The organism is Corynebacterium sp. MSK019, assembly GCF_030232425.1.
Classification (GTDB): Bacteria; Actinomycetota; Actinomycetes; order Mycobacteriales; family Mycobacteriaceae; genus Corynebacterium; species Corynebacterium jeikeium_D.
The window spans coordinates 239,025-264,945 of record NZ_JASPJT010000001.1 but is presented as its reverse complement, the minus strand read 5'-3'; the positions used below and the strand labels follow the sequence as shown (position 1 = coordinate 264,945).

The following is a 25,921-nucleotide window of genomic DNA, read 5'->3' as shown; positions in this document are numbered from 1 at the left end:
ATGCCGGCGAGAACTGATTCTTTTCGCCGGCACTTTTATTTCGAGCCCATTAGCCCCTTGAAGTGCGAAGCCGTTTTCCCAAGAGGGAAAGCTATTTCGTTGTGGCTACAGCGTTGGTGGCCATCTAAGAACTAGCTCGTACGGCCACCGGGGGGGGGGGGGGGGGAGGGGAGGGGGCAAACTAGCGGTCGAGGCTGACGTCGACGTCCGCGCGAGTCTCCACTGCATGAGCAGCAATCTCGTTAGCGGCCTTGTCAGTCAGCTCACGTTCAGCTGCCAGGGTTGCTTCGACACGCTCGATGAAGACCTTGATCTCCTTCTCCATCGTGTCCTTGTCCCAACCCAGAGCTGGGGCAACCAGTTCAGCGGTGGCCCGGGCGCTGTCGACACCGCGGTGTGCGTACTCCATGGAGACACGCAGGCGGCGCTCCAGGATGTCGTCGAGGTGCATTGCGCCTTCGTGAGTCACTGCGTAGAGAACCTCAGCGCGCATGTACTGCTCAGCAGCCTCCAGTGGCTCGAGCAGGGACTTGTCCTCGGCCGTCGGGGCTAGAACCTCGTAGATGAGGGAGCCGTAACGGTTGAGCAGGTGCTCGACCTGCTTCTCGGTGATACCGAACTGCTTGGCCAGGGCTGGCTTCTGGTTGTTCAGTGCGTGGTAGCCGTCAGCGCCGAGCAGCGGGACATCTGCAGTGACGGACTCCGGTACCTTGCGGGGGACGTCCTGGACTGCAGCGTCGATGGTGTCAGCACCGATGACGCGGTAGGTGGTGTACTTACCGCCTGCGACGGAAACCATGCCCGGGGCAACGTGGGCAACAGCGTGGTTGCGGGAGAGGTTGGTGGTGGAGTCGGAGTCGCCTTCCACCAGTGGACGCAGACCCGAGTAGACACCGACGATGTCGTCGTAAGTAATTGGACGGCGAACCTTGGCGTTGACGTGATCGAGGATGTAGTCGATGTCAGCGCGGGTAGCTGCCGGGTTGGCCAAATTCATGGTCCAGTCGGTGTCGGTGGTACCGATAATCCAGTATTCACCCCACGGGATAACGAACAGGACGGACTTCTCGGTCACGAAGGTCATTGCCACCGAGCCCTCAAGAGCGGACTTCGGAATAACAATGTGGACACCCTTGGAGGTGTGGACGCGGAACTTGCCCGTGACGCCAGCCAGCTTCTCAATCTCATCGGACCAAATACCGGTGGCATTGACGAAAACGCTGCCGCGGATGGTGGTGGTGGCGCCGGTGTCGGTGTCAAGGAGCTTCGCGCCGACGATGCGCTCGCCTTCCTTCACGAAGTCGACAACCTGAGTGGAGGTGCGGACGTCAGCGCCGAAGTGAGCAGCGGTGCGCAGGACAGTCATGGTGTGACGGGCATCGTCAACCAGGGTGTCGTAGTAGCGAACGCCGCCGACCACGGCATCTTCCTTCAGGCCCGGAGCCTGCTTCAGGGTGCCCTTGCGGGAGTAGTGCTTCTGCATCGGAACCTGCTTGGCGCCACCCATGACGTCGTAAAGGAAGAAGCCCGATGCCATGAACGGGCGCTCCCACACGCGGTGGGTCAGCGGGAAGACGAAGCGCAGTGGCTTAACCAGGTGCGGTGCTAGGTGCGACATGGACAGTTCGCGCTCGCGCAGGGATTCAGCTACCAGGCGGAAGTCCAACATCTGCAGGTAGCGCAGACCGCCGTGGAACATCTTGGAGGAGCGGCTGGAGGTGCCGCCTGCGAAGTCACGAGTTTCAATGACCGCAGTCTTCAAACCACGGGTTGCGGCATCGAGCGCAGCGCCAGCGCCTACAGAACCGCCGCCGATAATGACGACGTCGTATTGCTCGGTGCCGAATTTCTCCCAGGTCTTTTCATGCTGTTCCTTATTTAGAACTGCAGATGGGGCGAGAGATGAAGAGGACGACATTTTCCAATCCTTCCCGGTGGGGGCGTTGATTTTTCGTCGAAGAGAATTTCTCGGCTCACGGCTCAGGTTACCAAAAATCGGCTTACTTGTAAGCGGTAACTTACGGTTACGTAGATATAAACAATGGGTCAAAAAGCCAAGAAAACCCGCCCCAAAATGTTGTCTGGTTTTCCGCAGGTAGATAGGTATGTTAATAGAGGTTTACTACTTTTAGAATGAATGCCCACCAGCGGAGCCCACCCCATAACGGGGGTGGTAAGAGCGACTATGGGGTGTACCGGGACTGTATGACAGGTGCGCAGTACGCGCAAGGGGGATGTACCTGGTTTTACACATGGATATGGGCCTGTAACGACATTTATTCATGGGTCTCAGATACCAGTACATATCGCCCCGCTAAGGGGTGCGAAAGATTGTAGAGTAAAGGCCATGTTCAAGGATCCTGTGTACTTAACGATTATCGGATTGGCGCGCACCGTCTTCTTTGCCCAAGGTTTGAAGTTCACCGTTAAGGGCTGGGAAAACGTGCCGAAAGACTCTGGCGCCGTTCTCGTTACTAACCACACCGGATACATGGACTTCACCTATGTCGGTCTTCCATTCCGCAAGCACCGCCGTTTTGTCCGTTTTATGGCGAAGAAGGAAGTCTTCGACCATTCGATCGCAGGACCAATCATGCGTGCTTGTAAGCACATTCCGGTCGACCGCACCGACGGCTCCAAGTCTTTCGAAGAGGCCTGCGCAAAGTTGGAAAACGACGAGTTGGTAGGCATCTTTCCGGAGTCGACTATCTCGCGCAGCTTTGAAGTCAAGAATCTGAAGTCGGGTGCGGTGCGTATGGCGCAGCGCACCGGCAAGCCCATCATCCCAGTGCTGATTGTGGGATCCCAGCGCGTGTGGACGAAGGGGCACCCCAAGCATCTCGGCCGCAGCAATACTCCGATTCATATTACGGTTTTGCCGCCGTGGACCCCGGAGGGCGATCCGGCAGAAGCCACCGAAAAGCTACACGAAATCATGGATCAGGGTGTCCGTCAGCTCTGGGACGAGTACGCAGCTGAAGAAGGTCCCCTGCCGAAGGGCGCCTACTGGGTACCGGCTCGCCTTGGCGGCGGCGCACCGACTTTCGAAGAGGCCCAGGCAGAGGACCTGAAAGTCGAAGAAGAGCGTCAGCGTATCCGTCATTTGCGCGGTGATCTGGCCGCATTCAAGGAAAAGCTAGCTGAGTCGGCACGTGAATTCGGCGATAGCGCTCGTGAGTTCGGCGATCAGACCAGGCAGCAGTTCCTCGATGCCTCGCAAACGATGAGCGCGGAATCTGCTCGCCGAAGGGAACAGACGACCGCCTTGTTGGCGCAGTTCCGTCAGTCTGTGGAACAGATGGCTGATGATGTTGTCGCCGGTGCTAAGGAGAGCAAGGAGTCCGTGCGTACTGCCACGGATTCGATGCGCGTGACCTTCCGCGAAGCGTACGTGCAACTAGAGAAGGCCTCCGCCTCCGGTGTCGAACAGACGCAGCAGACCGTTTACCGTCTTATCGGCCAGTCGATGATGATTCGCGACAAGCTTCCACAGCGCTTGAACAGGCTCATCACCGCTCAGCCGGAGACGTTCATCTTCGATTACCCCGCATCGCTTGCCGACGACGCGGGCAATATCAGCGAAGAAAACATGAAGGCCTTGCAGCAGCTCGGCGATGCCGGAGCCACAATCGTTGTTCTGCACGAACCGGGAGATAAGCCGAATCTATCGGCTTTGGAGTCGGTTGACCTGCAGGTCGTGGAACTCCCGGAGGGCGCCAGCAAACTGGACGTCACAAATGCGGTGGTTAGCACGCTGCGCAAGCAGGCTCGCAAGGAAGAAACCGCGATTCTTTTTGCCGGTGGCTCGAACTTTGAGGAAGCCACACAGCGTGTCGGCATGCCGGTAGTTACGGCCGATGCGGACTGGTCCCTGCTGAAGAACGCGGATTGGGTAATCGACACGGTCGAGCATGGGGGAGTAGCCGCAACGCTGCAGTTGTTGCACGACCGGTTCTGCGATGACGGTGAAGATGACAACAGTGAAGACGGCAAGTAGTTCGAAGTGACCGAGAGACTACATCCACTACTCGTAGCTTCGGATATTGACGGGACGTTCATCGACTCGCGGGAGCGGGTAACTCCCCGCCTGCGACAGGCCGTCACGCGAATGCTACGCCGCGGAACCCCGTTGGTGCTGGCCACGGGAAGGCCGGCTCGGTGGTTGCAACCAGTGCTCGAGCAGCTGCCGGTTCAGCCGTTGTGCGTGTGTGCCAATGGCGCCGTGATTTACGACTCCGGCCGTGATGAAGTGGTTGCCGCCAACACACTGAAGCCGGAGACGCTGCGATACGTCGTCAAGCATGCGCGCGAAGCGGCGCGATCCATCGGTGGAATCGGCATTGCGGCAGAGCGCGCTGGGACGTCGGCGAATGATGCCATCGATGAGCTTTTTGTGGTGGCGCCGTCCTATGACCATGCGTGGGAATCGGATGAGCACGGTGAGCTTGCTGAAGAGGCCGTGTTGTCAGAACCCGCGACGAAACTCTTGCTGCGAAACTCAGATGTGAACAGTGCCCAGCTATATGAGCTGGTCACTCCCGCAATTGACGCGAGCTTGGCGCACGTGACCTACTCCATGCCGGACGGGCTGTTGGAGGTGTCCGCGCCGGGCGTGACTAAGCGCGCCGGGCTGGAATACGTGTCTGAACTGGTCGGAGCGACCGCGAAAGATGTGGTCTGCTTCGGTGACATGCCGAACGATATCGAGATGCTGTCGTGGGCGGGCACGGGTGTGGCCATGGGCAATGCGGCTGACAACGTCAAGGAGATTGCAGACGAAATCACCGCCACCAATGATGATGACGGTGTTGCTCGTGTGCTGGAGCGCTGGTTCTAGCTAGCCTCGAGGGTTTCCTCGCGCCAGCTAGCTCACCCAGCGCTCGACAGCGTTTACTTCAGCTCGGTCTTGACTTCGCCGGTGGTGCGGTCGAAGGTGATTGAACCGTTCTGGAACTCAGCGCGCTCGATGTTTCCATCGACCACCTGGGTCTTCGTCGGAGCGCCCAGCTTGCCGACCTCGAAGCCCTGGCGGGCCCACTCATCAGCAATCTTGCCCCAGATAGCGTGAGCGCCGGTGGTGTCGGAGTCGGTGATTACGCCGTTGGAGAACTTCACGTAGCGCAGGGCATCGGCCTGGCCAGCATTGTTCGCCACGGTAGAACCGCTCTGGATACCGGACATTGCGTAACCGAGAACGGAGCCCATTTCCTCGGAAACTTGGCGCCATTCGGCAGCCAGGTCGTTCTGCTCATTGATAGTGATGATCTGGTCAATCAGGACCGGCAGGTCAGCAATCGATGGGCCGTTTTCGATGGAGCGTCCAACGGCACCCAGAATCGCATCGGCGGTCTGTCCGAGCCCCGGTGCGCCGAGCATGCCCAGCGCCGAGGCCAGCATCGAACGTGCGCCCGAGACTGTCTCCAGAGCCTGTGCCTTCTGCTGCTCGTCGGATGCGCTCGGCGAGGAGGAGTTGCTCTGCTCGCTTGCCGACGGTGCGGAGGAGTCAGCCGTAGCAGTGTCACTGGTGTTCGTGGCGTCGGTTGGCTCCGAGGTATCCGAAGTGCCCGAGGTGGTCGAGTCGGAGCTCGACGTTGTCGACGAAGTGGTGCTCGATGCGCTCGAGGACTTCTCGGAGGACGAGGTCGTGGACGTACCCGTCGATGCCGAGGTGGTCGAAGTGGTCGAGGTAGTAGAGGTCGACGTGCTCGACTGCGAGTCTGTGTCCTCGGCGGTCTTATCGTCCTTTTCATCCTGCGGAACGAGGAGATCAATCAAGCCGTCAGGGCCCTCATTATCAATCTTTCCACTGGTGAGAGAGTTGTACTTCTTCTCGGCAATCGAGCGGATCTTGCTCATCTGGGCGTAGCCAGCATCACCTGGGCAGGTGGTGTTACCAACGTCGCGGTGCGCGAAGATTGTCGGCAGAGTGACCTGCTGGCCGTATCCATACTTGGCGTAGCTGGTGCCACCCGAGGTCATCTGGATCTGGCCGGTCGGCTTAATGCCGGCGACCTTCAGGCGCCAACCAATCATATTGCCCACCGAGTTCAGTGCAGCCTCACTGGGAGCAACCGAAGAGTAGTTACCCATCATGGAGATTCCGAAAGTACCGGTGTTGAAGCCACCTGCGTGTGCGCCCTGGACATTCTTATCCAGCCCACCGTAGCGGCCCTCGTAGATGTTGCCGTACTTGTCGACAAGGGCGTTGTATCCGATGTCGCACCAGCCCAGAGTCTGTGCGTGGTACTGGTAAATGCCGCGGACGATGCCAGCGGACTGGCTCTCGGTGTAGTTGTTTGAACCAGCGGTGTGGTGCACGGTGGCACCGACAAGCTTGCTGTCGTAGTCCGCGCCCTTACAGCGGTTATTCTCGTTGGCGCCCCAGCCGGCACGGGTAATGACCTTCGGCATGCCCGTGACATTCTTGGCATCCACAATTGGGTCGATGCCGGATGCAGCAGCCTGGCCGTCGATTAGCACTGCGTCGACCTGGTCGATCGGCAGTTCATCGGCGACCGGTTCGATGTCCGTCCACTTCACCGGGAGATTCGGCGAGTCCAGATCTGCAGCGTCGTTAGCGCTCGGAGCAGTCGGGTCATCGAGTGCGTCCCCAGGAGCTGCATCCGGAGTCAGCTGGTAGTCGGAAGCGGCCTCGGCGACATCCTTGGCCGCATCCGTAGCGGAATCCTTTGCATCCTCCACGGCCTTCTTGGCGCCCTCGGCATTAATCTCGTCGAGGTTGAGCTTGGACAAATCCAGCTTCTCAGCGCCCTTGATGTCCTTCAGATCCACGCCGGAACCCGGACCGAAGATGTTAAGTCCGTGGGTGGAAACCTGAACGCGCTTGGTTGGCTCGATGTAGATGAGCTCCGTTCCGTTCAGGCCGTTGCCATTGCCTTCAGCGGGGTAGTCCGGGTCAACGCTGAACCAGTCGGACCAGGAGCCGTCTGCTCGCTCGGCGCGGACGAAGCTGGCGATATCAGGGTCACCGGCCCACGTCAGCGCAAACTGGGAAAACTCAGTATCGGAGGTAATTTCCTTGACGACACCGCGGTTGGGATGAGCTTCGTCGGCAAGCGACTGCGTTGCGATTGCTGCATCTTCGACGAGAACGGAGACGCTGTCTGCAAGCGACTTGCTCTGGACAACCGGGTCGATGGGGCCGGCGCCGTTTTCCTCGATGAGGTCATAAGCGGCACCTGCGCCGACAACGGCAACGGGTGTCAGGGCAAGGGTCGCCACGGCAGCGAGTACCAAGGATTGCTTGGCACCTGCGCGGCGATTGATGCGGCGGCGACTAAACACGGTAATAACTCCTGGGTGATTACGAAAATCTGGTGTTACACCACAAATGTGATGTGGTTATGCCTGGATTAGATAAGCGGGAGACTTAGTTCTGAGGTGCGAACCAGGCCTGCGTAGCTTCGGCAGGGTTGGCTGGCAGGGAATCAGTTAGAAACTCACCGAGAACCTCGCCTGGTGTGGGCGTTTCCACGTTTCCGAGGGAACCGCCGTTGTCGCCCGACTCGCCGGTGCCCGGAATCGACGGAATGCTGGCGGCCTCTCCGTCCTGGTTGTTCGGATCCGTCGAGCGGCCGGCGATACCCGCTCCGCCGGCGCCATCAAACTTGGCTTTGGCTGCAGCGCGGATGGCATCCATCTGCTGGTAGCCGAAGGTGCCTGGGCAGGAGGTGTAGCCGGTGTCGCGGTGACCGAAGATGGCCGGGAGGTTCACGGTCTGGCCGGAGCTGTAGCGTGCCTTCGAGTAGCCGGCGCTGGTCAGTGCGGCGGTGGACATCGGATCGACGCCACCGACCTTCATGCGCCAGCCGACCATCTCGCCGAGTGCGGTGACGGCCGCATCCGGAATCTCCAGCTGGTCGTGATTGCCCATCACCGAGATACCGAAGGTGCCGTTGTTGAAGCCACCTGCGTGTGCGCCCTCGATGTTCTTGTCCAGGCCACCGTAGCGGCCCTCGTAGATGTTGCCGTACTTATCGACCAGCGCGTTGTAGCCAATATCGCCCCAGCCCAGCGTATTTGCGTGGTAGGCATAAATGCCACGGACAATGGCTGGTCCCTGGGACTCTGAGTAGTTATTGGAACCCGCGGTGTGGTGGATGCACGCGCCCTTGAAAGTGCTGTAGGAGCTCGAACCACTGCGGATGGACTCATCTGCGCCCCACGCTGCACGGCTGATTACATTTGGCGCACCGGAAATCGACGACTCGTATGCAACTGGCTGAATAACCTCGCCGACCTGCTCTACGCCGTCGATGAAAACTGCCTGGACGGCGTTGAGGGACAACGCGGCCGTAGCGCTGACGAGGTCCTGCAGGGAACCGCCGATAGTGGCGGGGTCAAGGTTGTCGATACCAATGATGTTGCGGGGATCCAGACCTTCGAGGAGGTTCAGGCCGACAGTCGACACCTGCACGCGACGGGTGGGCTCAACGAACAGCAGCTCGGTGCCGGACTGCCCGGAGTTATTCATCGGACCGTGTGAATCAGCGTGGAACCACGGGCCAAAGCTGCCGTCTTCGCGCTCGGCGCGAACGTAAAGCTGCAGATTGTCATCGCCCGGCCAGGTGAGTGCGAACTGGGAGAACGGTTCGTCGCGGGTGATGTCCTTTACGAATCCGCGAAGCGGGTGCAGGGCATCGGTAATGGCATGCGTGCCGACGGCTGCGTCGTCAATCATCATCGTGACAGCGTCAACCAGCGGCGATGTCGAGATCTTGGCTGCGATGGGGCCTACGCCTGGGCTTTCAACCAGGGTAGGGGCCTGGCGAATACCCCATGTTGCTAGCGGAGCTGCGGCAGTAGTTGCTGCCAGTCCATAGAGGAAGGTGCGACGGCCCATCGACGGGGCATTGATGCGACGGCGAGTTGGCACGGTAAAAGCTCCAAAAAATGGGGTACAGGGTTATCGACCCGAGGTCTACCCGGGGTCGAAGGGAAGGAAAGTTGCAAAGCAACAGAAAATTCTGAGGAGGATGTTACCAGTGTGACTAAAAAAATCTAGTGAGACATCTGTGTTTCCTCGTTAATTTTGGGAAAATTATCAAATAATGTGACCAAACGAACGTTGGGCTGGGCTCACGTGGACGTCGTAAAGCCCGCGTGTACACCCGCAAACCGGATGGAAATGCAATAGGTTTTAAGGCGTGAGTAGCGAAAAGAACACCACTGCCAATGAATTTGCTCCGAAGTCCCTACAGGACATCAAGGACAACACCTACGACCTCATCGTGGTCGGTTCGGGTTTCTTCGGTTTGACCGTTGCTGAGCGGACCGCCACTGAGCTGGGTAAGCGCGTGCTCGTTGTCGAACGCCGCAACCACATCGGCGGCAACGCCTACTCGGAGGCAGAGCCGGAGACTGGCATCGAGGTGCACAAGTACGGTGCGCACCTCTTCCATACCTCTAATAAGAGGGTGTGGGACTACGTCAACCAGTTCACGGACTTCACCGACTACCAGCACCGCGTGTTCGCTATGTACAAGGGCACCGCATACCAGTTCCCGATGGGGCTGGGGCTGATCAACCAGTTCTTCGGCAAGTACTACAGCCCGGACGAGGCGCGCCAGCTGATTAAGGACCAGACCGATGGTCTGGATCCGCGTGACGCGAAGAATCTTGAGGAAAAGGCCATCTCCCTGATCGGCCGTCCGCTGTACGAGGCCTTTGTCAAGCACTACACCGCCAAGCAGTGGCAGACCGACCCGAAGAACCTGCCGGCCGGCAACATCACCCGCCTGCCAGTTCGCTACACCTTTAATAACCGCTACTTCAACGACACCTACGAAGGTCTGCCTGTCGACGGCTACACCGCCTGGCTGGAAAACATGGTGACCTCCGACAAGATTGATGTCGTTGTTGACGCCGACTGGTTCGAGGTGCGTGACGAGCTGCGCGCTGTCTCACCGGACGCCCCGGTCGTCTACACCGGCCCGCTGGACCGCTACTTCGATTACGCAGAGGGCAAGCTGGGTTGGCGCACGCTGGACTTCGAGATGGAGGTTGTCAACACCGGCGATTTCCAGGGCACTCCAGTGATGAACTACAACGACGCGGATGTGCCGTACACCCGTATCCACGAGTTCCGCCACTTCCACCCGGAGCGCGATTACGTCAAGGACAAGACGGTAATTGTTAAGGAATACTCCCGCTTCGCCGACGATGGCGACGAGGTCTACTACCCGATCAACACCCCGGAAGACCGCGAGATGCTGGAGGCATACCGCAAGCTCGCCGCAGCAGAAGCGCAGGAGAACAAGGTTCTCTTCGGTGGTCGTCTGGGCACCTACCAGTACCTGGACATGCACATGGCCATCGGTTCCGCACTGTCGATGTTCGACAACAAGATTGCGCCGTTCTTCAACGATGGCGAAGCAATCGAGCAGGAGCGCGGGCACTAATTCACTTTGGAGGCGAGGCTCCGGAAGTGCAGGTTAGTGGTTTCCTAATTGGCGCAGAGGCCAAGAATCGATGCTTGAAAAGTAGTGATGACGGAGCTTTTGCTTCCTAGAAGGGTGGTAGACCCAGGGCCTCTTTAAGCAGTCTTAACTCCCGGGCTTCTTCACTGCTTCGGTGGTTAATCTGCTGCGTGAACGCAGCATTTATCTCGGTGAAGGTGACTGTGTCATGCCAGAATTGGTTGAAGCGTGAGGCTGCCGAGTCCGAACATTGCTCTGTTACACGCTTCACCAATGCTTTAACATTGGGAACTGGGTCGATGACACGGAGGCTCGTAAGAATTGAGGTAGGAGTCGCATGAATTCTTCCAGTCTTATCCGTGAATAGGCCTTGGAAAAGCCCTTCTCGGTAACCGACTGGCCATTCCTCGATTGAGTCGGATTCTGCGCAATCTTTCACCCCATCACCCCAAACTACAAAAGTGCCTTGCATTCCACGTTGTGCTACTGCAGTGCCGATTTCTATTTGCTGTGCGGGTGTGAGTTTGGCAAGGTTTGCATCGTTCAGTCGGTCAATAAGCCGACCGCGAGTGAATGTCTTATTTACTTCGATAAGATCCCTGATTAAGAGATCTGGACGCCCTTCGGCGAACTTATCAATCCGAGGTAAAGCCCAGAGAATCCACGAAAAAGTGATTGAGCAAAGAAGCTCAACCGTATCTTCCTTCAGATTAGGCACAAAGGTTCGCCCGTGCCCTGATCCAGATTGATTACGTATTTCATCCAGCGAGTTAATCATCTTTCGCGCTTGCTCAACGATATTCCTTGATGGGCCTTCAACAGTTTTCCCCTCAATCGATTGGTCAAGCAGTTCAGAATGGGCAGACTGAAAAACGTTAGGAAATTTAGCACTTCCTTTCTGCGGTTTTCCTCCTAGTTCTAGAACCGTTTTAGAAATGCTTTCAATCATAGTTTTCAAGGAGCCGACTGCGTCACCCAAATCATTGGCTTTAATCGCTCTCTGAAACCGCTTTTGCTCTAGTAGGAGCCCGTTCCAGTTGCTTTCGTCGAAATGCTGTGGACGTTGTAAAACAATCTCACAAAACTGGAGGAGGAGTGGAGTCATTAAGCGGCCTCCGCCCAGCGAGGCGCAAAGCGCTCCATCTGCTCTAACACGAGAACCACAGCTTCGCTTCGCTTTTCCGCCGGGTATTTGCTCTTACGCAGAAGGGTCTTAATTGAACGGCGTAGCTTGGCGCGCACGTCGTCGCGGACAGTCCAGTCGGTCTTAGCATCGCGGCGGAGAGTCTCGACGAGATCGCGCGCGATCTGAGCCAGCACGTCGTCCTCGAGGACCTCATCGGTGAAGTTGGTATCCGCAATGACGTCGTAGAACGCGAGCTCATCGTTGCTGAGCGCAGGGTTGAAGGATTCCCCGCGCTTGCTTTCCGCAACAATCTCCTTCGAAAGCTCGATGAGTTCGGCGATGACCTCGGCGGAGGTGAGCTGCTGGTTGGTATAGCGGTTCATCAGCTCGCGGATGCGCTCGGAGAACTGTTTCGCCCGGACCTCGTTGTTGCCGGTGGCTACCCGGGATTCTTGGAGGAGGGAGCGCCGCAGCGCGTCGATTAGCAGCGCGGTCTCTGAGGCGGTCTTGTCCTTGACCTTTAAGGCATCGATGTTCAGGTCCTGCAGGTTGGGCAGATCGCGGCCGATTTCCTCGTAGACGTCGATGACGGTGGATGAGGCGCTTGAGTCGACGACGAGCTGGCTGAGCAGCGTGAGGACCTCGTCGCTCAGTGGCTCACCGTTGGCCCGACGGTCGGCGGCGTCCATTTTCGCCAGCTGGTTGCGCACGTCGGAGTAGAAGCGGACGTCCTCGCGGCACTCAGAAGCGTTGGGGCTGCCGGATGCAAGCGCCCACGCTCGGGCCAGCTTACCGGCGGTTTCGGTGAACTGTTTGGCGAGCGGGTAACGGCCCTCCCCATCGGCGGTCTGTGGGTCGCGAAGCTTGGCCAGGACCTGCAGGCGGGCCTTGCGTTGCTCGTCATTGGCCTCTAACTCGCGCCAGTCTTCGCCCACGAGGGTGTGGAGCTTGCCAAGGAAGCCGCGGACGATGCCGAGGGCTTCCTCGATGTTTTGACCAATCACCTTCTCATCGTCATCGGAGGCGCTCTTGGTGAACTCGGCGATGGCCTTCTGCAGGTTGTCGATGAGCGGGGCGTAGGCCACCAGCAGGCCGCTTTCCTTGTGTCGGAACTTGCGGTTTACGCGGGCCAGTGTCTGCATGAGCAGAGCGCTCTTCAGTGGCCGGTCGAGGTAGAGGGTGTGCAGCGGAGGAGCGTCGAAACCGGTGAGCATCATGCCCTGCACGATTGCGATTTCGAGCTCGTCGTCCGCGTCCTTCATGCGGTCCTTGATTGCATCCATCCGAGCTTGGTTGCGGATGTGTTTCTGTAGGTGCGCAGGGTCGGAGGCCGCACCGGAGTAAATCACCTTGACCTTGCCGGCGAGGTCATCGTCGCTGTGCCAGTCGGGGCGCAGCTTGACGATTTTCTCGTACAGGTTGGCTGCGATGTCGCGGGTCTGAACCACGATCATCGCCTTACCCGGCCCGCCGATGAACTGCCGCATGTTCTCCCGGCGGTCCTCCCAGTGACGGATGAAGTCCTGCGCGAGGGTGCTGAGGCGCTGATTGGAGCCGTACACGGTGTTCAGCACGGCGACGGAGCGCTGCGCCTTCTCTCGGTCTTCGCCCTCGATGTCGGCGAGAATCTCCGCTGCCGCGTCGTCGATGTCCTCGTCGGTGATTCCCTGGATGCGCTCCAGCGGGATGAGTCGTGGCTCGAAATACACGGGGACCACCGCGCCGTCGGCCACCGCGCGGTTCATGTCGTAGACGTCGATCTCCCCGCCGAAGACCTCGCGGGTGTTGCGGTCCCACTCGTCGATCGGGGTGCCGGTGAAGGCGATCATCGTGGCGTTGGGCAGCGCGGTGCGGAGGTGGTGCGCGTAGCCGTCGGCGTTCGTGTCGCCGAAGCCGTAGTGGGAGCGGTGCGCCTCGTCGGAGATCACGATGATGTTGTCGCGCTCTGAGAGCACGGGGTGCTCCAGCTCCCGGTCGTCCTTCGTGCCCTGTAGGCCGAATTTCTGCAGGGTGGCGAAGTAGATCCCGCCTGATTGCCGTTGGCTAAGCTGTTCGCGCAGGTCCTCCCGGCTGGAAATGTGGGTCGGTGGTTCGGGCAGGAGGGTGGAGACGGCGAAGGTGTCGTGGAGCTGTTTATCCAGCTCGGTGCGGTCGTTCAGGACGACCACGGTGGGGGAGTCTAGCCGCGCGTCGCGCATTATCTTCGCGGTGTACATCTCCATTTCCATGGACTTGCCGGAGCCAGTGGTGTGCCACACCACGCCAGCCTTCTTGTCGCTGCGGGCGGCCTGGATAGTCTTGCCCGCGGCTTTGGAGACGGCGAAGTATTGGTGCGGCTTAGCCACGCGCATACGCAGTCCGCCATCGAGTGAGTCAAATGCGGTGAAGTCGATGAAGATTTGGCCGAAGCGTTCGATGTTGAACAGACCCCACATGAGCATGTCGAACTCGGTCATCTGCTCGCCGCCCACGACGACGAGTGGGCCCTGCACGTAGGGTTCGCCGTCGTCATCGACACGCCAGCTGCTCATGTGTTCCCGCGGGGTGAACGGGGTGCCGTAGATCGCTTCGAGCCCGTCGGAGGCGACGATGACGTTGGCGAAGCGGAACGCCATCGGGAATTCTTCGACGTAGGTGCGCAGCTGGTTGTAGCCGTCTTCCACCGTTGCGGTGGACCCGGATTGTTTCAGTTCCATGATGGCCAGGGGCATGCCGTTGACGTAGAGCACTACATCGAAGCGGCGTTCCTTGTCCAAGTTCCGGATGGTGATCTGGTTCGCCGCGATGTAGTCGTTTTTGTTCGGGTCGCGGGAGAAGAACGTGATGGTGGGGTTCTGGTGCTTGCCCTCGGCGTCGGTGTATTCGATGCCGCGGTAGCCTTCCACGAGAATCTCGTGGAGGCGGTGGTTCTCCGCGATCGCGCTTTGGGATTGCGGGGTGAGGACCTCTGCCATTGCTTGACGGAGGTACTCGTCTGGAACACCGGGGTTGAGGTTGCGCAGGGCGTTGAGGAGGCGACCTCGAAGCACGATGTCGCGCCAATTCTCCCGCTCACCGCTACCGGGAGCGATTTGCCTACCTTCGGTCGGCTTCCAATCGAGTTCGCCGAGCAGCTCGAGCGCGTCGACTTCGAGCATCGCCTCGCTGTACGCCATGGTTATACCTCGTTCTCCTCACTCGGGATTTCTGCGCCGACAGCTGCTGCTTCCTGGCTTGCTTCCCTCACCGTAATCTTCCCACTCATGAGTAGGGGAAGCAGCTCATCTCGGGTTTTGGTGAGGGTTTCCGCTTCCCGGATTGCTTGAGTCTCAACTTGAACAAGCGTTTCTAGGAGCTCGATTTGTTCATCGGTCAAGGTACGAACATCTGGGACAACGCAACCCAACATCTCTTCTGGCTTTACCCGTTGGTGACTTTTCGAAGTTCCGCCCACTAATGAAGCGAGTTGATGATGAAAATTTGAGTGCAATGTCGCTGCGTAGAGTTGTGATTGGTTGATGCCTGACGGCTCCAAGACAATGAACTCCGTAGATGCCAGGGAGAAAGGCTCCTCGGATGGAGCTGGAATGCTCCAAACACGTGGCGTCTCAGGGTTCAATTTGGAGACGAGGACGCTTGCTCGCTCGATGTGCATTTTGTTGCTTTTAATCGAGTCAGCAGGTTCTAGTGCCGGAGAGCCGGAATCAAACCTTGGAATGCTGTAGTGCATCACAAGGTTGCTGCCCAGTTTGGCTGGGTTGATGGTCCGTTTGTTGCGAACTGCAAGTTCGTCGAGACTTACGTAGTTGTTCGTGGTCTCCGCAATCGACTCGACCATCTGCCTACTGAAAGAAGCAGCTCTTTGGTTCGCGGCAATCTTGTCGTCGAGGGAACCGAGGATGCCGACGATACGGTCCTGCTCCGGCCGACCTGGTGCTGTTACCTTGAATCCGCTTATGTAGTTCCGATTCAAGGATGCTTGAGCGGTCCCAGAATTGAACCCGGTCAGATCTAGCGTCTGGAAAAGATAGAAGAGCCATCGGGGATTGTTCCCCTTGAAGTCTTTGGCGAACAGTGTCGTGTTCAAAGGCCAGAAGTCTTCATCACTCCAGCGCGGGACTCCAAGGTTTGAGCTCCTGCCGATAACGAATCCGGGGCCAGACACCTTCGCTTCGTTATGGCTAGACAGTTTCTCCCCTGCGGACAAAACAGGAACTTTACCGAGAACACGGTCCTTGGTGGGCAGATCGAATCCCCTCTGGAGGGTGACTAAGTCGCCCAGCGTGGTTTCAACCCAAACCATTAGCCCAACCTCTCCAGCTGCTCGCGGACCACGGCGTCGAGGCGTGCGGACTCGTCCAGGGCTGCGGTGAGCTCCGCGGTGAGGCGTGCAATCTTCTCGGCGATCGGCTCGTCGTCCTCTTCTTCCTCCGCGAAACCGACATAGCGGCCCGGAGTGAGCGCGTAATCAGCCTCGCGGATCTCGTCAAGCGAAACGGACTTGCAGTAACCAGGGACGTCCTCGTACTCGCCCTCAGCGGACGAGCGGCCACGCCAGGTGCGGAAGGTGTTCGCGATCTTCTGGATGTCTTCGTCCGAGAAGGTGCGCTCGGTGCGGTCGACCATGTGGCCGAGCTCGCGGGCGTCAATCAGCAGGAACTCTCCGCGGCGGTCCACGGAGCCCTTGGAACCAGCGCCCTTATCCTTAGCGAAGAACCAGACACACACCGGAATTTGCGTGCCACGGAACAGCTGGGAAGGCAGCGTCACCACGCAGGAGACGATGTCGTCCTCAAGCATGTTCTCGCGGATTGCACCTTCGCCGGAAGTTGTCGAGGTCATGGTGCCATTAGCCATCACCACACCAGCCTCACCCTGGGAGCTGAGTTTGGAGATGATGTGCTGCATCCAGCCGAAGTTCGCATTCTTCTCCGGCGGCACACCGTAAATCCAACGCTTGTCATCGGTGCTGCGCGCCCAGTCTTTGATGTTGAACGGCGGGTTGGCCAGCACGTAGTCCATCTCCACGCCCGGGTGGATGTCGCGGGCGAAGGTGTCTCCCCAACGCTCACCGAGGCCCTTCGAACTAAGTGCATGGATGGCCAAGTTCATGCGTGCCATGCGCCACGTGCGCTCGTTGAGCTCCTGGCCGTAGATAGCGATCGCGGACGGGTCCTTATCGTGGGCATCCAGGAACTTCTCCGCCTGGACGAACATGCCACCGGAACCACAGCACGGGTCGTAGACGCGGCCCTCGGTCGGCTCGAGAATCTCCACCAGCGTGCGCACTACTGAGCGAGGAGTGTAAAACTCTCCGCCACGCTTTCCTTCAGCAGCAGCGAAGCGCGCGAGGAAGTACTCGTACACCTCACCCAACAGATCACGTGCCCGCTCCGGGCCTTCCGCGGTAAAGCGAGTGGTGCTGAACATGTCCACGAGCTCACCCAGACGGCGCTGATCCACACTCTCACTGTTGTAATTGTGCGGCAGTGTTCCCTCCAAGGAAGGGTTATCGGCCATAAGGGATTCAGATGCCTCGTCGATAAGCTTGCCGATGCTCTTAAACTCTTCGCCGGCGTTCGCGGTCTTGCCCTTGGAGTGGCGCTGCAGATAATCCCATCGGGCTTCCTTTGCTACCCAGAAGACGTTCTTTTCCAGGTAAGCGTCACGGTCTTCGAGGTCTTCGAGAATATCCTCTTCACTTGCGCCATCTTCTTCAAGCTCCGCAAGGAGTTCCTCGCGGCGTGCGTCAAAGGCATCGGTCACATACTTCAGAAACACCAGTCCGAGGACGATGTCCTTGTACTGAGAGGCATCCATGGAACCGCGCAGTTTATCTGCGGCCTTCCATAGAGTGTCCTGGAATTCCTTGGTGGGAGTGGGAGTCATATCTGTGAGCTTACTTTCCGGAAAGGACAAGGTTGAACAGAGCATCGCTGGTTTGTTCGACTTCGTGGGTGAGCCGGCGGGCAATAGAGTGAGCAGTGCTGAGCGAGCGTGTGGTGTCGGCGATGACCGCACGTTCAGCGCGGTTGAGCTCTGGGATGGCAATCCGAGACAGCGGGCGACGGCGCGTCACAGTACCCGTCCCTCGAGTGTCGATATTCGCAGGCGCATTGAGGCAAGCAACGATGAAATATGGGTCATATTCATCCGATCGGGGGCGGAGCACGGTGAGCATGTTCGACGGCACCCAAGTCTTGCCGTCGTCCTTGTAGACCCAGGCGGGGAGCCCGGCGCGAGGCATGAGGATGTCGCCGGGGAGAAGAACATCGGCGCTGTCGTAGTCATCAACGAACGCAGGAGTTGCATTTCGATTGGGGATCGCGAGGTAGGCGGTGCCCGTCTCGAGGTCTTTGTCGCGGTTGTAAGCGCCGTTGATGCGTTTGAAGTGGCCGTCTTGGATGAGCTCACCGAGGGTGGTGAACATGGCGGACGCGGGAATCACGTCTGCGGTGACGCGTGGAGTGCGGATATGCATGAGTTCCTTGGTGGTTTCTTCAAGGGATTGAATAGCGGTGTCAAAAGTGGACCTTGCCTCAGCGGGGTTGGTGGGCTCCGCGAGGTAGATCGATGGGCGCAACGAGCCATCGTTGGTGACAACTTCTGCCAGCGTCACCCGCCTGTACGGCACATCGGTGTCTTCATGGTTTCGGGCGGCAGACAACCACTCCGCGATTCGGTTGGGGACAGACTGCGGCGGTTGAGCAGAGGCGTCGATCAGCAGCGGTTCCTTCACTTCCTCTGAGCTTAGGATCCACAACACCGCAGGTATGCGGGTAGCTGAGAACAGTCCAGCTGGTAGCTCTACGATGGCTTCGATACGGCCCTCGGCTGTGAGGCGTTGCCGCTGTTCCTTGAATGGAATTCGGAAAGTAGGGGCCATGTTAGTGAGGATGTACGCATGACCGCCGGCAGCCAGATGTTGAGCCGCATAAAGAAGGAACAGCTCCTCACTGGGCAGGCTCCGTAATGGGTGACCGAGGCTACTGCGCTGCAGCTGCTCTAAGCTTTCTCGTGGGATGCGCATGCCTAGCGGAGGCTCGCAAACTACGAGATCGGCCTGTACATCCGCAAACGGATCGTTCGTCAGCGAATCACCAGTCACGATGGTCGCATCATTGTTAGTGAGGTGTACAAGCAAGCGCGCCAGAGTGGCAGTATGTCGGTGCAGTTCGACACCGAATAGCTGAGCCTCTGGGGCGTAATGTCCGACTCCGAGAAGTGTCCCGGCAATGCCGCAGGCTGGATCTAAAACAGTGCCAGCGTCTTTGGCGGAGGTGCCGGCTGCCGCTACGACCGTAGCGCTGGAAAGCGATGTGGCAGTGCCGTACTGACTGCGGTCGCCACGCGATCCGACACCAAGGAAGCGGTCGACCACTGAGCGGGCGGCTTCGCCGTGATCATCTACATTAAGTTTGGCGATGCCCTGTTCGACATCTTCTAGCGTGTCGGCGCTTATTCGTGACCGAAGCTCGTTGAATTCCTCTGAGGTCTCAAAGGATGGGTCTTTGTCGAGAGCCAATAATGTGAGGATTATTAACGGAATGTCATCAACGGCGATTTCATTGCGGAGTAGGTTCGCTACAGCCCACAGGCCCGTGAGTTGTAGCTCCCTTTCAGCATCTTTAGGGAAGAGGTCGTTGTCCTTAAGCCAAGCGACAACGGCTGCTGCGTCAAAGAGTGGCTTACGCGGAGTGGATTCCTCCACAGGCATGGGGAAGTCACCGTGACGCCTTCTCCAGTTGCTGACAGCTGGTCGGCTGACTTCGGCGAGTTCTGCGATGTCCTTGAGGGTGAGATGTCCGGTTTTGGCAACCATTTATGCGGTCTCCTTGGAGTTTGGGTAGAGCTGAATAATGTCGGCGTTCGTAGTTGTGGATGTGGCTGTCTTAGTAGTTTTTCGGCCGTAGCCATCCTCGGCTAGGTAAACCTCTGCTGCTGCAAGCTGGAGTTGCTTGGAAAGCTGGAACCCGTGGGAATAAACCTTGGTCGGTACCCCGAGTCCTGCTGCGTGAGCAACAGAATTGGCGAAGATTCCGTCTCCAGAGACGAGTGCAATCTCGTCAAACTGGCCGTAGTTCATGTATTCAATCTCCCCGATTAGTTGATTATCCGCGCCGTCAGCCCCAACTCCCATAAGTAGGCGGGGACCTTTCCAACCTGTGTTCACATCCAGAAGGCCGCTCTTGTCCGTCGCGATGACAATAATCTCTCCATCTTCAATATCCAGCCAGCGGGTAAGCATGGTCTTGCACCATTCGACCTGGCTGGAGTCCTGGATTGGGCCGCCATTGAAGTTTTCAATGTCGATGAGAATTAGTCGACGGGGGCGAGTATTGGAATGAAGGGAACTGGTGGACCGGAGTGTGTTCATTGCTTGTATCTCTTTCAGTGTGTTGCTCTTGCTTGCGATGAATACATTAGACCTACGTTCACAGTAATGTCAAGCGTATGTACGTTAACAACTTAGAAGTGCTGGTCAATTACGGTTTTTGAAGGAAGTTGTGTGTGACTAGATGTGGTCTAGCTATGTTCACAGCATGATGTGAACGTGCCTTGGGGTGTACTTCCGGCTTAGATGTCGGGGTGTCTGGCTGTGATTAGATACGAACCTGGCTATGGGGCCGCTTAATCGCTTTTCAGGAATAAGCTTTGTGCCGGTATTACCTGCGATGGATCTATTTGTTAGCCACATGGGCACTGGTTTGCCGCTTGCGGCTCCCGCGCTAGTATTGCGCGAGTGTCGCGTGAGAAAAGCCAAACCGAAGTTCCCCAGCAGGGGCCATTGCTGCAGCGTGTGAACAAGTTTCTCACCCTGCCAGTGGCACCTGTCATTCTGGTTCTTATCGGTTCTCTTGGTACCCAGGCTGCAGCCGTGCTGGTCACTGGCATGCTTTCCACGGTCGGCGCGCCGGGCATATCGGGCTTGCGCATGACCGCCGCCGCCATCATCATGGTGGTTCTGTTCCGGCCAAAACTGTCCGGAATGACCCGCGCCCGCGCCATCAACATCGTGGTCTACGGCATCGCCATGGGCATGATGAGCATGATGGTGTACGCAGCCATCGCGCGCCTCCCGCAGGGCGTCGCCGTCACCATCGACTTCCTCGGCCCTTGCGTCGTGTCGTTCCTGGGACTGAAAATGTGGCGATCCCGCCTGTGGGCCATCGTCGCTTTCATTGGCGTCGCCCTAATCGCCCAGCCCTCCAATGACCTGGACCTTATCGGCATTGGTTGCGCCGCAATCGGCGCAATCTTCTTCGGCGCTTACACGCTCTTCTCTGCCCGAATGGGCAGTTCCGAGGGCGGCGGCATGCCGGATCTGGCGCTGTCAGTGGTCGTCGCAGCAATTGTGCTCGCGCCGTTTTCCGTTTCCGCCGCACCGCTTGTCGACGGTTCGATGTGGTCCACCATCGTTATTTCTGGGTTCATTGGTGCTGTTATTCCCTACGTGATGGACACCATCGCTGCGGGGATTGTCTCAGCTGCGGTCGTCGGCACGCTCTTTGCACTGGATCCCGTTATCGGCGCAATCCTGGGCTGGGCGTTTTCCGGTGACCGAGTGACCTGGTCGATGGCGCTGGGTATCGTGCTGATCGCGGCGGCTGGCGCAATTATTACCTGGCGCGGGGCGCGGGAGTCGCGTGTTGGGTAATTACTTACGCGCACAGAACTGAGTAATAAACAACTTCGCATCGCGTGATTGCGAGAAGTTGTTCGGGCAGCAATTGCGGAAACATTTGAGCGTCAGTTCGTTTTCCAGAATCACTTGTTTCGAATTCGGCCAGCAGATACTTCCTCAATCGTACTAAGCGCTTTGTTGGAGTCCACCTTTGTTCGGTCTCAGTTACTGTGTGTTGTAAAAACTAAGTCTGGACTTAACACGATGACGATTAACCAGGCGCGCAGTCTTAAAGTGCCACAGTGTGATCCTGCGAAGAACCAGCTTTTTGAATTGCAGTTAGAGTCCCTATCCTGTCAAACAAGGAGGGTGTAGGAGAAGCGAGATCTCCTTTATGACTCCACAACTCGCTTGCTACTCGTGCCTTCGCTTGGAGACTCTGAGTTCAGTGGTTGCCTGGCTTACCGCAAGGCTGAGCAGGCTTGTAGGAAGTCGAAATATTAGCGTCGGAAGCCAACCGGTCTATTGGTAGGACAGGAAATCGAAAGAACCCAAAGTTAGACCCATATTTTCAAAAATCGACGTAACACTAAATTTGTCCACCGCCCCGTGTCGAGTGAGAAATTAGTTGTTAAGCTCGCGAGCAGTAGAATTGCAAGTGGGACTAAGGACTCGTTTTGGTTAGGTTGTGTGATGGAGTTAGAACGGATAGCAGAGTGAACTCGGACATTCCAAGAAAACTGTGGCACTTTACATCTGAGTCTGGCTTTGAGGGGATTATCAAATCCCAACGACTTTTTGTGTCTTCGGCTATTTCTTTGAATAGTCAGGAGGAAATTGAGCCTGGTATGAGGGCGCTGAGAATCGCCCGAGATAAGATTCTACGCTCTCAACAAATGGCGCATCCGATTCTGGACTATGCATGGGCTGAGGAGCAGCTCTATGAGGGGTTGAAGAACTTATTTATTCTGTCGACAACGAAAGTTGTAGATTCGTCTTTCCATTGGGAACATTATGCTGATAGCCATAGGGGGATTGCCATAGCACTAGACACCCGTGCGCAATTCATTGAATCATCTGGCTCGAATGAAATTAAACTGCATGCTATTCCTCCCGTTAAAAATGGTTGGGTAAAGGTCGAGTACAACAGCAAAAGGCAGGTCGAGCTCGCCGAGGCTGCATTAATTGAAGGCGTAAAAGAGCATTTACAAGCCCCGTGGGGAGAATACATGGGAGAGAGTTTCCGAAGAGTTTTGGGAACATTTATTGCGCGTGCAAAGTTCGCCTCGTATCAGTTTGAACAAGAATATCGGTATATAATAGGGGCCTACAGTACCTACAAGCCGAAAATTAACGAGTTGAACGGCCAGGAATATATGCCATTGGCGTGCTTTGATTCTGAGAATACTTGGATTCGACCTTTGCCATTGGTAGCTGTACGTCTAGGTAGACACTGTCTTCTCGAAATTAAGGATGTCCAAGCGATGCTGAACGCTGCTGGTATTGAGGAGTGTGACGTGTCCAGAGTGAAATAAACAGGTAGTCACGTCTTGCGTTAGGAACGAAGTTACATAGTGCAGTTTTCGAGGATGTATTGGGAATCTCTGCTGGCGTAAGTGCTGATTTGGACCGACATTTAGAGTTCGGGAAATGGATGGTCTCTCTTTCCTGCTTCTAGCCATACCTGGTACGTATCGATTTATGGTGCCGACAAAACTCGGAGAGTCTCTGAAAGCTACTTCATAGTGGAGGCTTCATTTTGTGGCTGATGCAGGTATGTGAGTATGAGTCTGAAGATTCTTTATCTCTGACAACGGAGCTGCTTCTTCACAGCATTAGAATGCTTTAGTAGAGAACTGTAATTGGTTTGACGCAAGAATTAGATTTAGTCTTTTGCAACACCAAGTTCGTCTGGTGAGCGAAGTAACCGTCGTATAACCTGTTCAAACGACCATATAAGGGTGATAACTAGGACGGGGTTGGCTGTAAGCCCCAGGGTGGCAAGCGTAACGATTGATTGAGCAATCAGTGAAGCGGCATCGTGCGAAATAGCCTTCTTTCGGGTGAATTCCATGATTTGGTCTAGTAGCGCAGTAAGGGCGTCAGCAGTGCGGTAAGTAGCTGATAGGGCGATCGACTTGGTTGTTGCAGATTCCTTAGAGTCTTCTTCTGGGAGCGAGGGAATCTGATCTTTTGGAGCTTCGTCCGAGACTGCTAACTTGTCAACAGTATCCTGAAGCGCAAATTCAAAATTTTGAAAGCTAATAGCAATCGAAGGTGTGGAGAGAAGCTCCTCAAGTGCCTGACTGATAGCCCCCGTATTGTTAAAAAGTGCGGAGTAATCGACTTCTGGTCCGAAAAACTGCTGGTCAAGGGCTTTAACCATTTTATTCATCGGTGATGACTGAATCTGGTGTATAAGACTGGGGATGGCAGCAGATATGCATTGCGAGAACTGTGCGGCTGGGTCTATTTTTAGTTTGGCTCCACTCCTGTCAAGTGCTAAATTCGTATTTTTCGCAAAAGTATTTAATTGTTTTGCTAGTTCTTTCGCATTGGTCTCGTGCACCTGTTGCACGAAGTTGCTTAGGTCGGGGGTAACACCATGCAACGTTGGGTTTATCGCCTGCAAGCGCAAAGGCTTAGTGGGGTCCATCGGGGTGGCATCATTGTTCATAGTATGCATTTTAGGTTAGTGGGGGTGTCTGGTTCCCGCTGGAAGAACTAGTGTTTTGAACTACTGAGTGGCCGATTCTCCGGCAATGGTCCCGTCTACTAGATATGGGCTGAAACACTTTCAGTTTTTGGATTGGGAAACTCGGCTATGACGTGCTTCTCTTTCTTTTGACATAGAAGTCCATATTTGGCTGGTTGATTCAGAATCTAAGACTTTCATTAAAAGGTTAGGTGCCATTAAATCGAGTTGCATCTACCCCCAAAGGAAGATTCTGAATGCCCCATTCAGCTTGTTCTCGTCGTCAATGCTGGGCTGCTGCGCGCTGTACATGTCGTAGCGCGTAATGCTCACTTGAGTCTAGTTTTGTCTTCTTCTTTCTTAATCTGAGGTGATTTTCCAGAATCAGACTGCTATCGAGGAGTACGGAAGCTGGGGTGAATAGTTACGCTATGCGTGCAATCGCTTAACCGTGAACACCTTTCCCTCTTATTCCATTTCCGGTCATGAAACCGACAGGGCTGACATAGAAGTCAGTGGTACCCAGGTTCTATGCGCCGGCACGCTCTTCGCGCTGGACCCGGTCATCGGTGCAATCTTGGGTTGGGCGTTTTCCGGTGACCGAGTGACCTGGTCCATGGCGCTGGGCATCGTGCTAATCGCGGTGGCCGGTGCGATTATTACCTGGCGCGGGGCGCGGGAGTCGCGTGAGCTGCGGGGGCTTGCGCAGTAGAAATGCGGTACCAGAACCCGCCGAAAAGTGGAGTTTCGACGTGTTCTGCTGGAAAACAACAGTGAATGCGGGTAAGTTTGTCGAAGATTTACTGTTTTCTTAAGGTAATTCCCTGAAGAGGAAACACGCCTGATAGTTCCCACCGGCCGTGGGGAATCGCACATTGTGAGGAGAATGCACACGTGAAAATCACCTCTACTTTCCGTGGTTGGCGCCGAAAGGTTGCAGCCGTTGCATCCGCAGTAGCTGTGGCTGCGTCTGCATTGACCATGGCGCCGGCCGCGAGCGCGGCAGGTGACCGAGGCTCGCTGCGCCCGGGTTGTGAGTGGGATTCGTACCAGTACTTCACCCAGAAGTGCCAGGTTTATTCGCCGGCCATGGATCGTAATATTCCGGTTCAGATTGTGGCCTCTGCCAATGGTGGTAACAAGGCTCTCTACCTGCTAGATGGCCTGCGTAGCCCGGCTGATGCCTCTGACTGGGTGGAGCACGGTAACGCCCCACGTACTTTTGAGGGATCCAACGTCAACCTGGTTATTCCAGGTGGTGGCGGCGGTAGCTTCTACACCGACTGGAAGCGTCCGTCGGTTAGTGTGCACGGTCCGTTTGTAAACATGTGGGAGACCTTCTTAACTCAGGAACTGCCGGTTTACCTTGAGCGTGAGTTCGGCATTTCTCGCACTGGTAACTCCATTGCAGGTCTGTCCATGGGTGCATCTGCTGCACTATCGTTGGCATACAACCACCGAGACCAGTTCGGTCAGGCTCTTGCCTTCTCCGGTTACCTGCACACCACTGCGCCGGGTATGACCACTGCAATTGAGGCCGCTCAGCTGTCGGCTGGCTACAGCTCCTTCGACATGTGGGGTGCGCCTATGTCAGCGGAGCGTGTCCGCAATGATCCGTACCTGAACGTCGAGGAGATGAAGGGGCTGGATCTGGTTATTACCTCGGCAAATGGTGTTCCGGATGAGGTTCGTGACCCGAAGAACCTCTACCGGGTCGTCCCGAAGGCCGGTGGCGTTGCGCTGGAGTCGCTGTCCCGCTTGTCCACCCGCGAGTTTGAGTTGCGTGCTCGTACCTCCGGTCTGGATGCGACGTTTGAATACGAGCAGACCGGTATCCACGATTGGCCGACCTGGGATCGCAACCTCCAGAACTCCAAGGCCCGCATCGAAGGTTTCCTCGGAGCTTAAAACTAGAACCTGAACGAAAAGCCCCTATGCGCAGCAGATAGTTCGCAGCGCGTAGGGGCTTTCACATTCTGGGCCGTCGCTAGCGTGGCAACAAGAGGCAATCCGCCACGGGCACTAGGATGCTATGAGATAGAAACGTCGGTAACTTA

At 56.8% G+C, this 25,921-nt stretch carries 17 protein-coding genes; 7 read left to right on the top strand and 10 right to left on the bottom strand.

Going from position 1 to position 25,921, the window contains the following annotated elements; genetic code table 11:
* Window positions 1–181: 181 nt before the first annotated feature.
* A complete protein-coding gene (locus QP982_RS01075) occupies window positions 182–1,918 on the bottom strand; it encodes a glycerol-3-phosphate dehydrogenase/oxidase (RefSeq protein ID WP_016421655.1) in 1,737 nt (578 codons plus the stop codon).
* Window positions 1,919–2,347: 429 nt separating this feature from the next.
* Between QP982_RS01075 and QP982_RS01070 the strand changes: the two genes are divergently transcribed.
* Window positions 2,348–3,997: a 1-acyl-sn-glycerol-3-phosphate acyltransferase gene (locus QP982_RS01070; protein ID WP_049193146.1), complete on the top strand. Its 1,650-nt coding sequence runs from the start codon at window positions 2,348–2,350 to the stop codon at window positions 3,995–3,997.
* Window positions 3,998–4,003: 6 nt separating this feature from the next.
* Entirely contained in the window at window positions 4,004–4,837 is an 834-nt protein-coding gene (locus QP982_RS01065) for a Cof-type HAD-IIB family hydrolase (RefSeq protein ID WP_016421653.1), read from the top strand.
* A gap of 53 nt (window positions 4,838–4,890) precedes the next feature.
* Here the strand turns inward: QP982_RS01065 and QP982_RS01060 are convergent, their stop codons facing one another.
* On the bottom strand, window positions 4,891–7,305 hold the full coding sequence (locus QP982_RS01060; RefSeq protein ID WP_284870096.1) for an N-acetylmuramoyl-L-alanine amidase: 2,415 nt from the start codon (window positions 7,303–7,305) through the stop codon (window positions 4,891–4,893).
* Window positions 7,306–7,390: 85 nt separating this feature from the next.
* Window positions 7,391–8,896, bottom strand: a complete 1,506-nt coding sequence (locus tag QP982_RS01055) for an N-acetylmuramoyl-L-alanine amidase (RefSeq protein ID WP_284870095.1) — start codon at window positions 8,894–8,896, stop codon at window positions 7,391–7,393.
* A 328-nt stretch (window positions 8,897–9,224) separates the two neighbouring features.
* On the opposite strand from QP982_RS01055, the gene glf reads away from it, so the two are divergent.
* Entirely contained in the window at window positions 9,225–10,421 is a 1,197-nt protein-coding gene (gene glf / locus QP982_RS01050) for a UDP-galactopyranose mutase (RefSeq protein ID WP_042388989.1), read from the top strand.
* Window positions 10,422–10,527: 106 nt separating this feature from the next.
* Here the strand turns inward: glf and QP982_RS01045 are convergent, their stop codons facing one another.
* From QP982_RS01045 to QP982_RS01020, 6 genes are read right to left on the bottom strand one after another with little or no spacing between them, the layout of a single operon-like run.
* The gene (locus tag QP982_RS01045; RefSeq protein WP_076772799.1) at window positions 10,528–11,544 is read right to left on the bottom strand and encodes an abortive infection family protein; all 1,017 of its coding nucleotides are present in this window, start codon (window positions 11,542–11,544) and stop codon (window positions 10,528–10,530) included.
* Window positions 11,544–14,720, bottom strand: a complete 3,177-nt coding sequence (locus tag QP982_RS01040; RefSeq protein ID WP_076772801.1) for a type I restriction endonuclease subunit R — start codon at window positions 14,718–14,720, stop codon at window positions 11,544–11,546. The genes QP982_RS01045 and QP982_RS01040 overlap by 1 nt, the downstream gene beginning before the upstream one ends.
* Before the next feature lie 2 nt (window positions 14,721–14,722).
* Window positions 14,723–15,847: a restriction endonuclease subunit S gene (locus tag QP982_RS01035; protein WP_076772804.1), complete on the bottom strand. Its 1,125-nt coding sequence runs from the start codon at window positions 15,845–15,847 to the stop codon at window positions 14,723–14,725.
* The gene (locus QP982_RS01030) at window positions 15,847–17,433 is read right to left on the bottom strand and encodes a class I SAM-dependent DNA methyltransferase (protein WP_076772806.1); all 1,587 of its coding nucleotides are present in this window, start codon (window positions 17,431–17,433) and stop codon (window positions 15,847–15,849) included. Before QP982_RS01030 ends, QP982_RS01035 begins: the two co-directional genes overlap by 1 nt.
* Window positions 17,434–17,443: 10 nt before the next feature.
* Window positions 17,444–19,366: an N-6 DNA methylase gene (locus QP982_RS01025; protein ID WP_076772808.1), complete on the bottom strand. Its 1,923-nt coding sequence runs from the start codon at window positions 19,364–19,366 to the stop codon at window positions 17,444–17,446.
* Entirely contained in the window at window positions 19,367–19,921 is a 555-nt protein-coding gene (locus QP982_RS01020; protein ID WP_076772810.1) for a PIN domain-containing protein, read from the bottom strand.
* 366 nt (window positions 19,922–20,287) lie between these two features.
* On the opposite strand from QP982_RS01020, the gene QP982_RS01015 reads away from it, so the two are divergent.
* Together QP982_RS01015 and QP982_RS01010 are read left to right on the top strand one after the other, a co-directional pair.
* Window positions 20,288–21,202, top strand: coding sequence for an EamA family transporter (locus QP982_RS01015; protein ID WP_256700344.1), 915 nt, complete (start codon window positions 20,288–20,290; stop codon window positions 21,200–21,202).
* Window positions 21,203–21,885: 683 nt separating this feature from the next.
* The gene (locus QP982_RS01010; RefSeq protein ID WP_143323232.1) at window positions 21,886–22,704 is read left to right on the top strand and encodes a DUF2971 domain-containing protein; all 819 of its coding nucleotides are present in this window, start codon (window positions 21,886–21,888) and stop codon (window positions 22,702–22,704) included.
* A 350-nt stretch (window positions 22,705–23,054) separates the two neighbouring features.
* Here the strand turns inward: QP982_RS01010 and QP982_RS01005 are convergent, their stop codons facing one another.
* Window positions 23,055–23,846, bottom strand: coding sequence for a hypothetical protein (locus QP982_RS01005; RefSeq protein WP_284870094.1), 792 nt, complete (start codon window positions 23,844–23,846; stop codon window positions 23,055–23,057).
* A 469-nt stretch (window positions 23,847–24,315) separates the two neighbouring features.
* On the opposite strand from QP982_RS01005, the gene QP982_RS01000 reads away from it, so the two are divergent.
* Both QP982_RS01000 and QP982_RS00995 read left to right on the top strand, forming a co-directional pair.
* Entirely contained in the window at window positions 24,316–24,576 is a 261-nt protein-coding gene (locus QP982_RS01000) for a hypothetical protein (RefSeq protein WP_076772817.1), read from the top strand.
* A 182-nt stretch (window positions 24,577–24,758) separates the two neighbouring features.
* Entirely contained in the window at window positions 24,759–25,772 is a 1,014-nt protein-coding gene (locus QP982_RS00995) for an alpha/beta hydrolase (protein ID WP_076772821.1), read from the top strand.
* Window positions 25,773–25,921 lie beyond the last annotated feature (149 nt).

Excerpts from the sequence above, each read along its gene's own strand:
- QP982_RS01025 (WP_076772808.1), bottom strand. The coding sequence starts at position 19,366 with ATGGTTGCCAAAACCGGACATCTCACCCTCAAGGACATCGCAGAACTC.
- QP982_RS01070 (WP_049193146.1), top strand. The coding sequence starts at position 2,348 with ATGTTCAAGGATCCTGTGTACTTAACGATTATCGGATTGGCGCGCACC.
- QP982_RS01045 (WP_076772799.1), bottom strand. The coding sequence starts at position 11,544 with ATGACTCCACTCCTCCTCCAGTTTTGTGAGATTGTTTTACAACGTCCA.
- QP982_RS01075 (WP_016421655.1), bottom strand. The coding sequence starts at position 1,918 with ATGTCGTCCTCTTCATCTCTCGCCCCATCTGCAGTTCTAAATAAGGAA.
- QP982_RS01020 (WP_076772810.1), bottom strand. The coding sequence starts at position 19,921 with ATGAACACACTCCGGTCCACCAGTTCCCTTCATTCCAATACTCGCCCC.
- QP982_RS01005 (WP_284870094.1), bottom strand. The coding sequence starts at position 23,846 with ATGAACAATGATGCCACCCCGATGGACCCCACTAAGCCTTTGCGCTTG.
- QP982_RS01030 (WP_076772806.1), bottom strand. The coding sequence starts at position 17,433 with ATGACTCCCACTCCCACCAAGGAATTCCAGGACACTCTATGGAAGGCC.
- QP982_RS01035 (WP_076772804.1), bottom strand. The coding sequence starts at position 15,847 with ATGGTTTGGGTTGAAACCACGCTGGGCGACTTAGTCACCCTCCAGAGG.
- QP982_RS01040 (WP_076772801.1), bottom strand. The coding sequence starts at position 14,720 with ATGGCGTACAGCGAGGCGATGCTCGAAGTCGACGCGCTCGAGCTGCTC.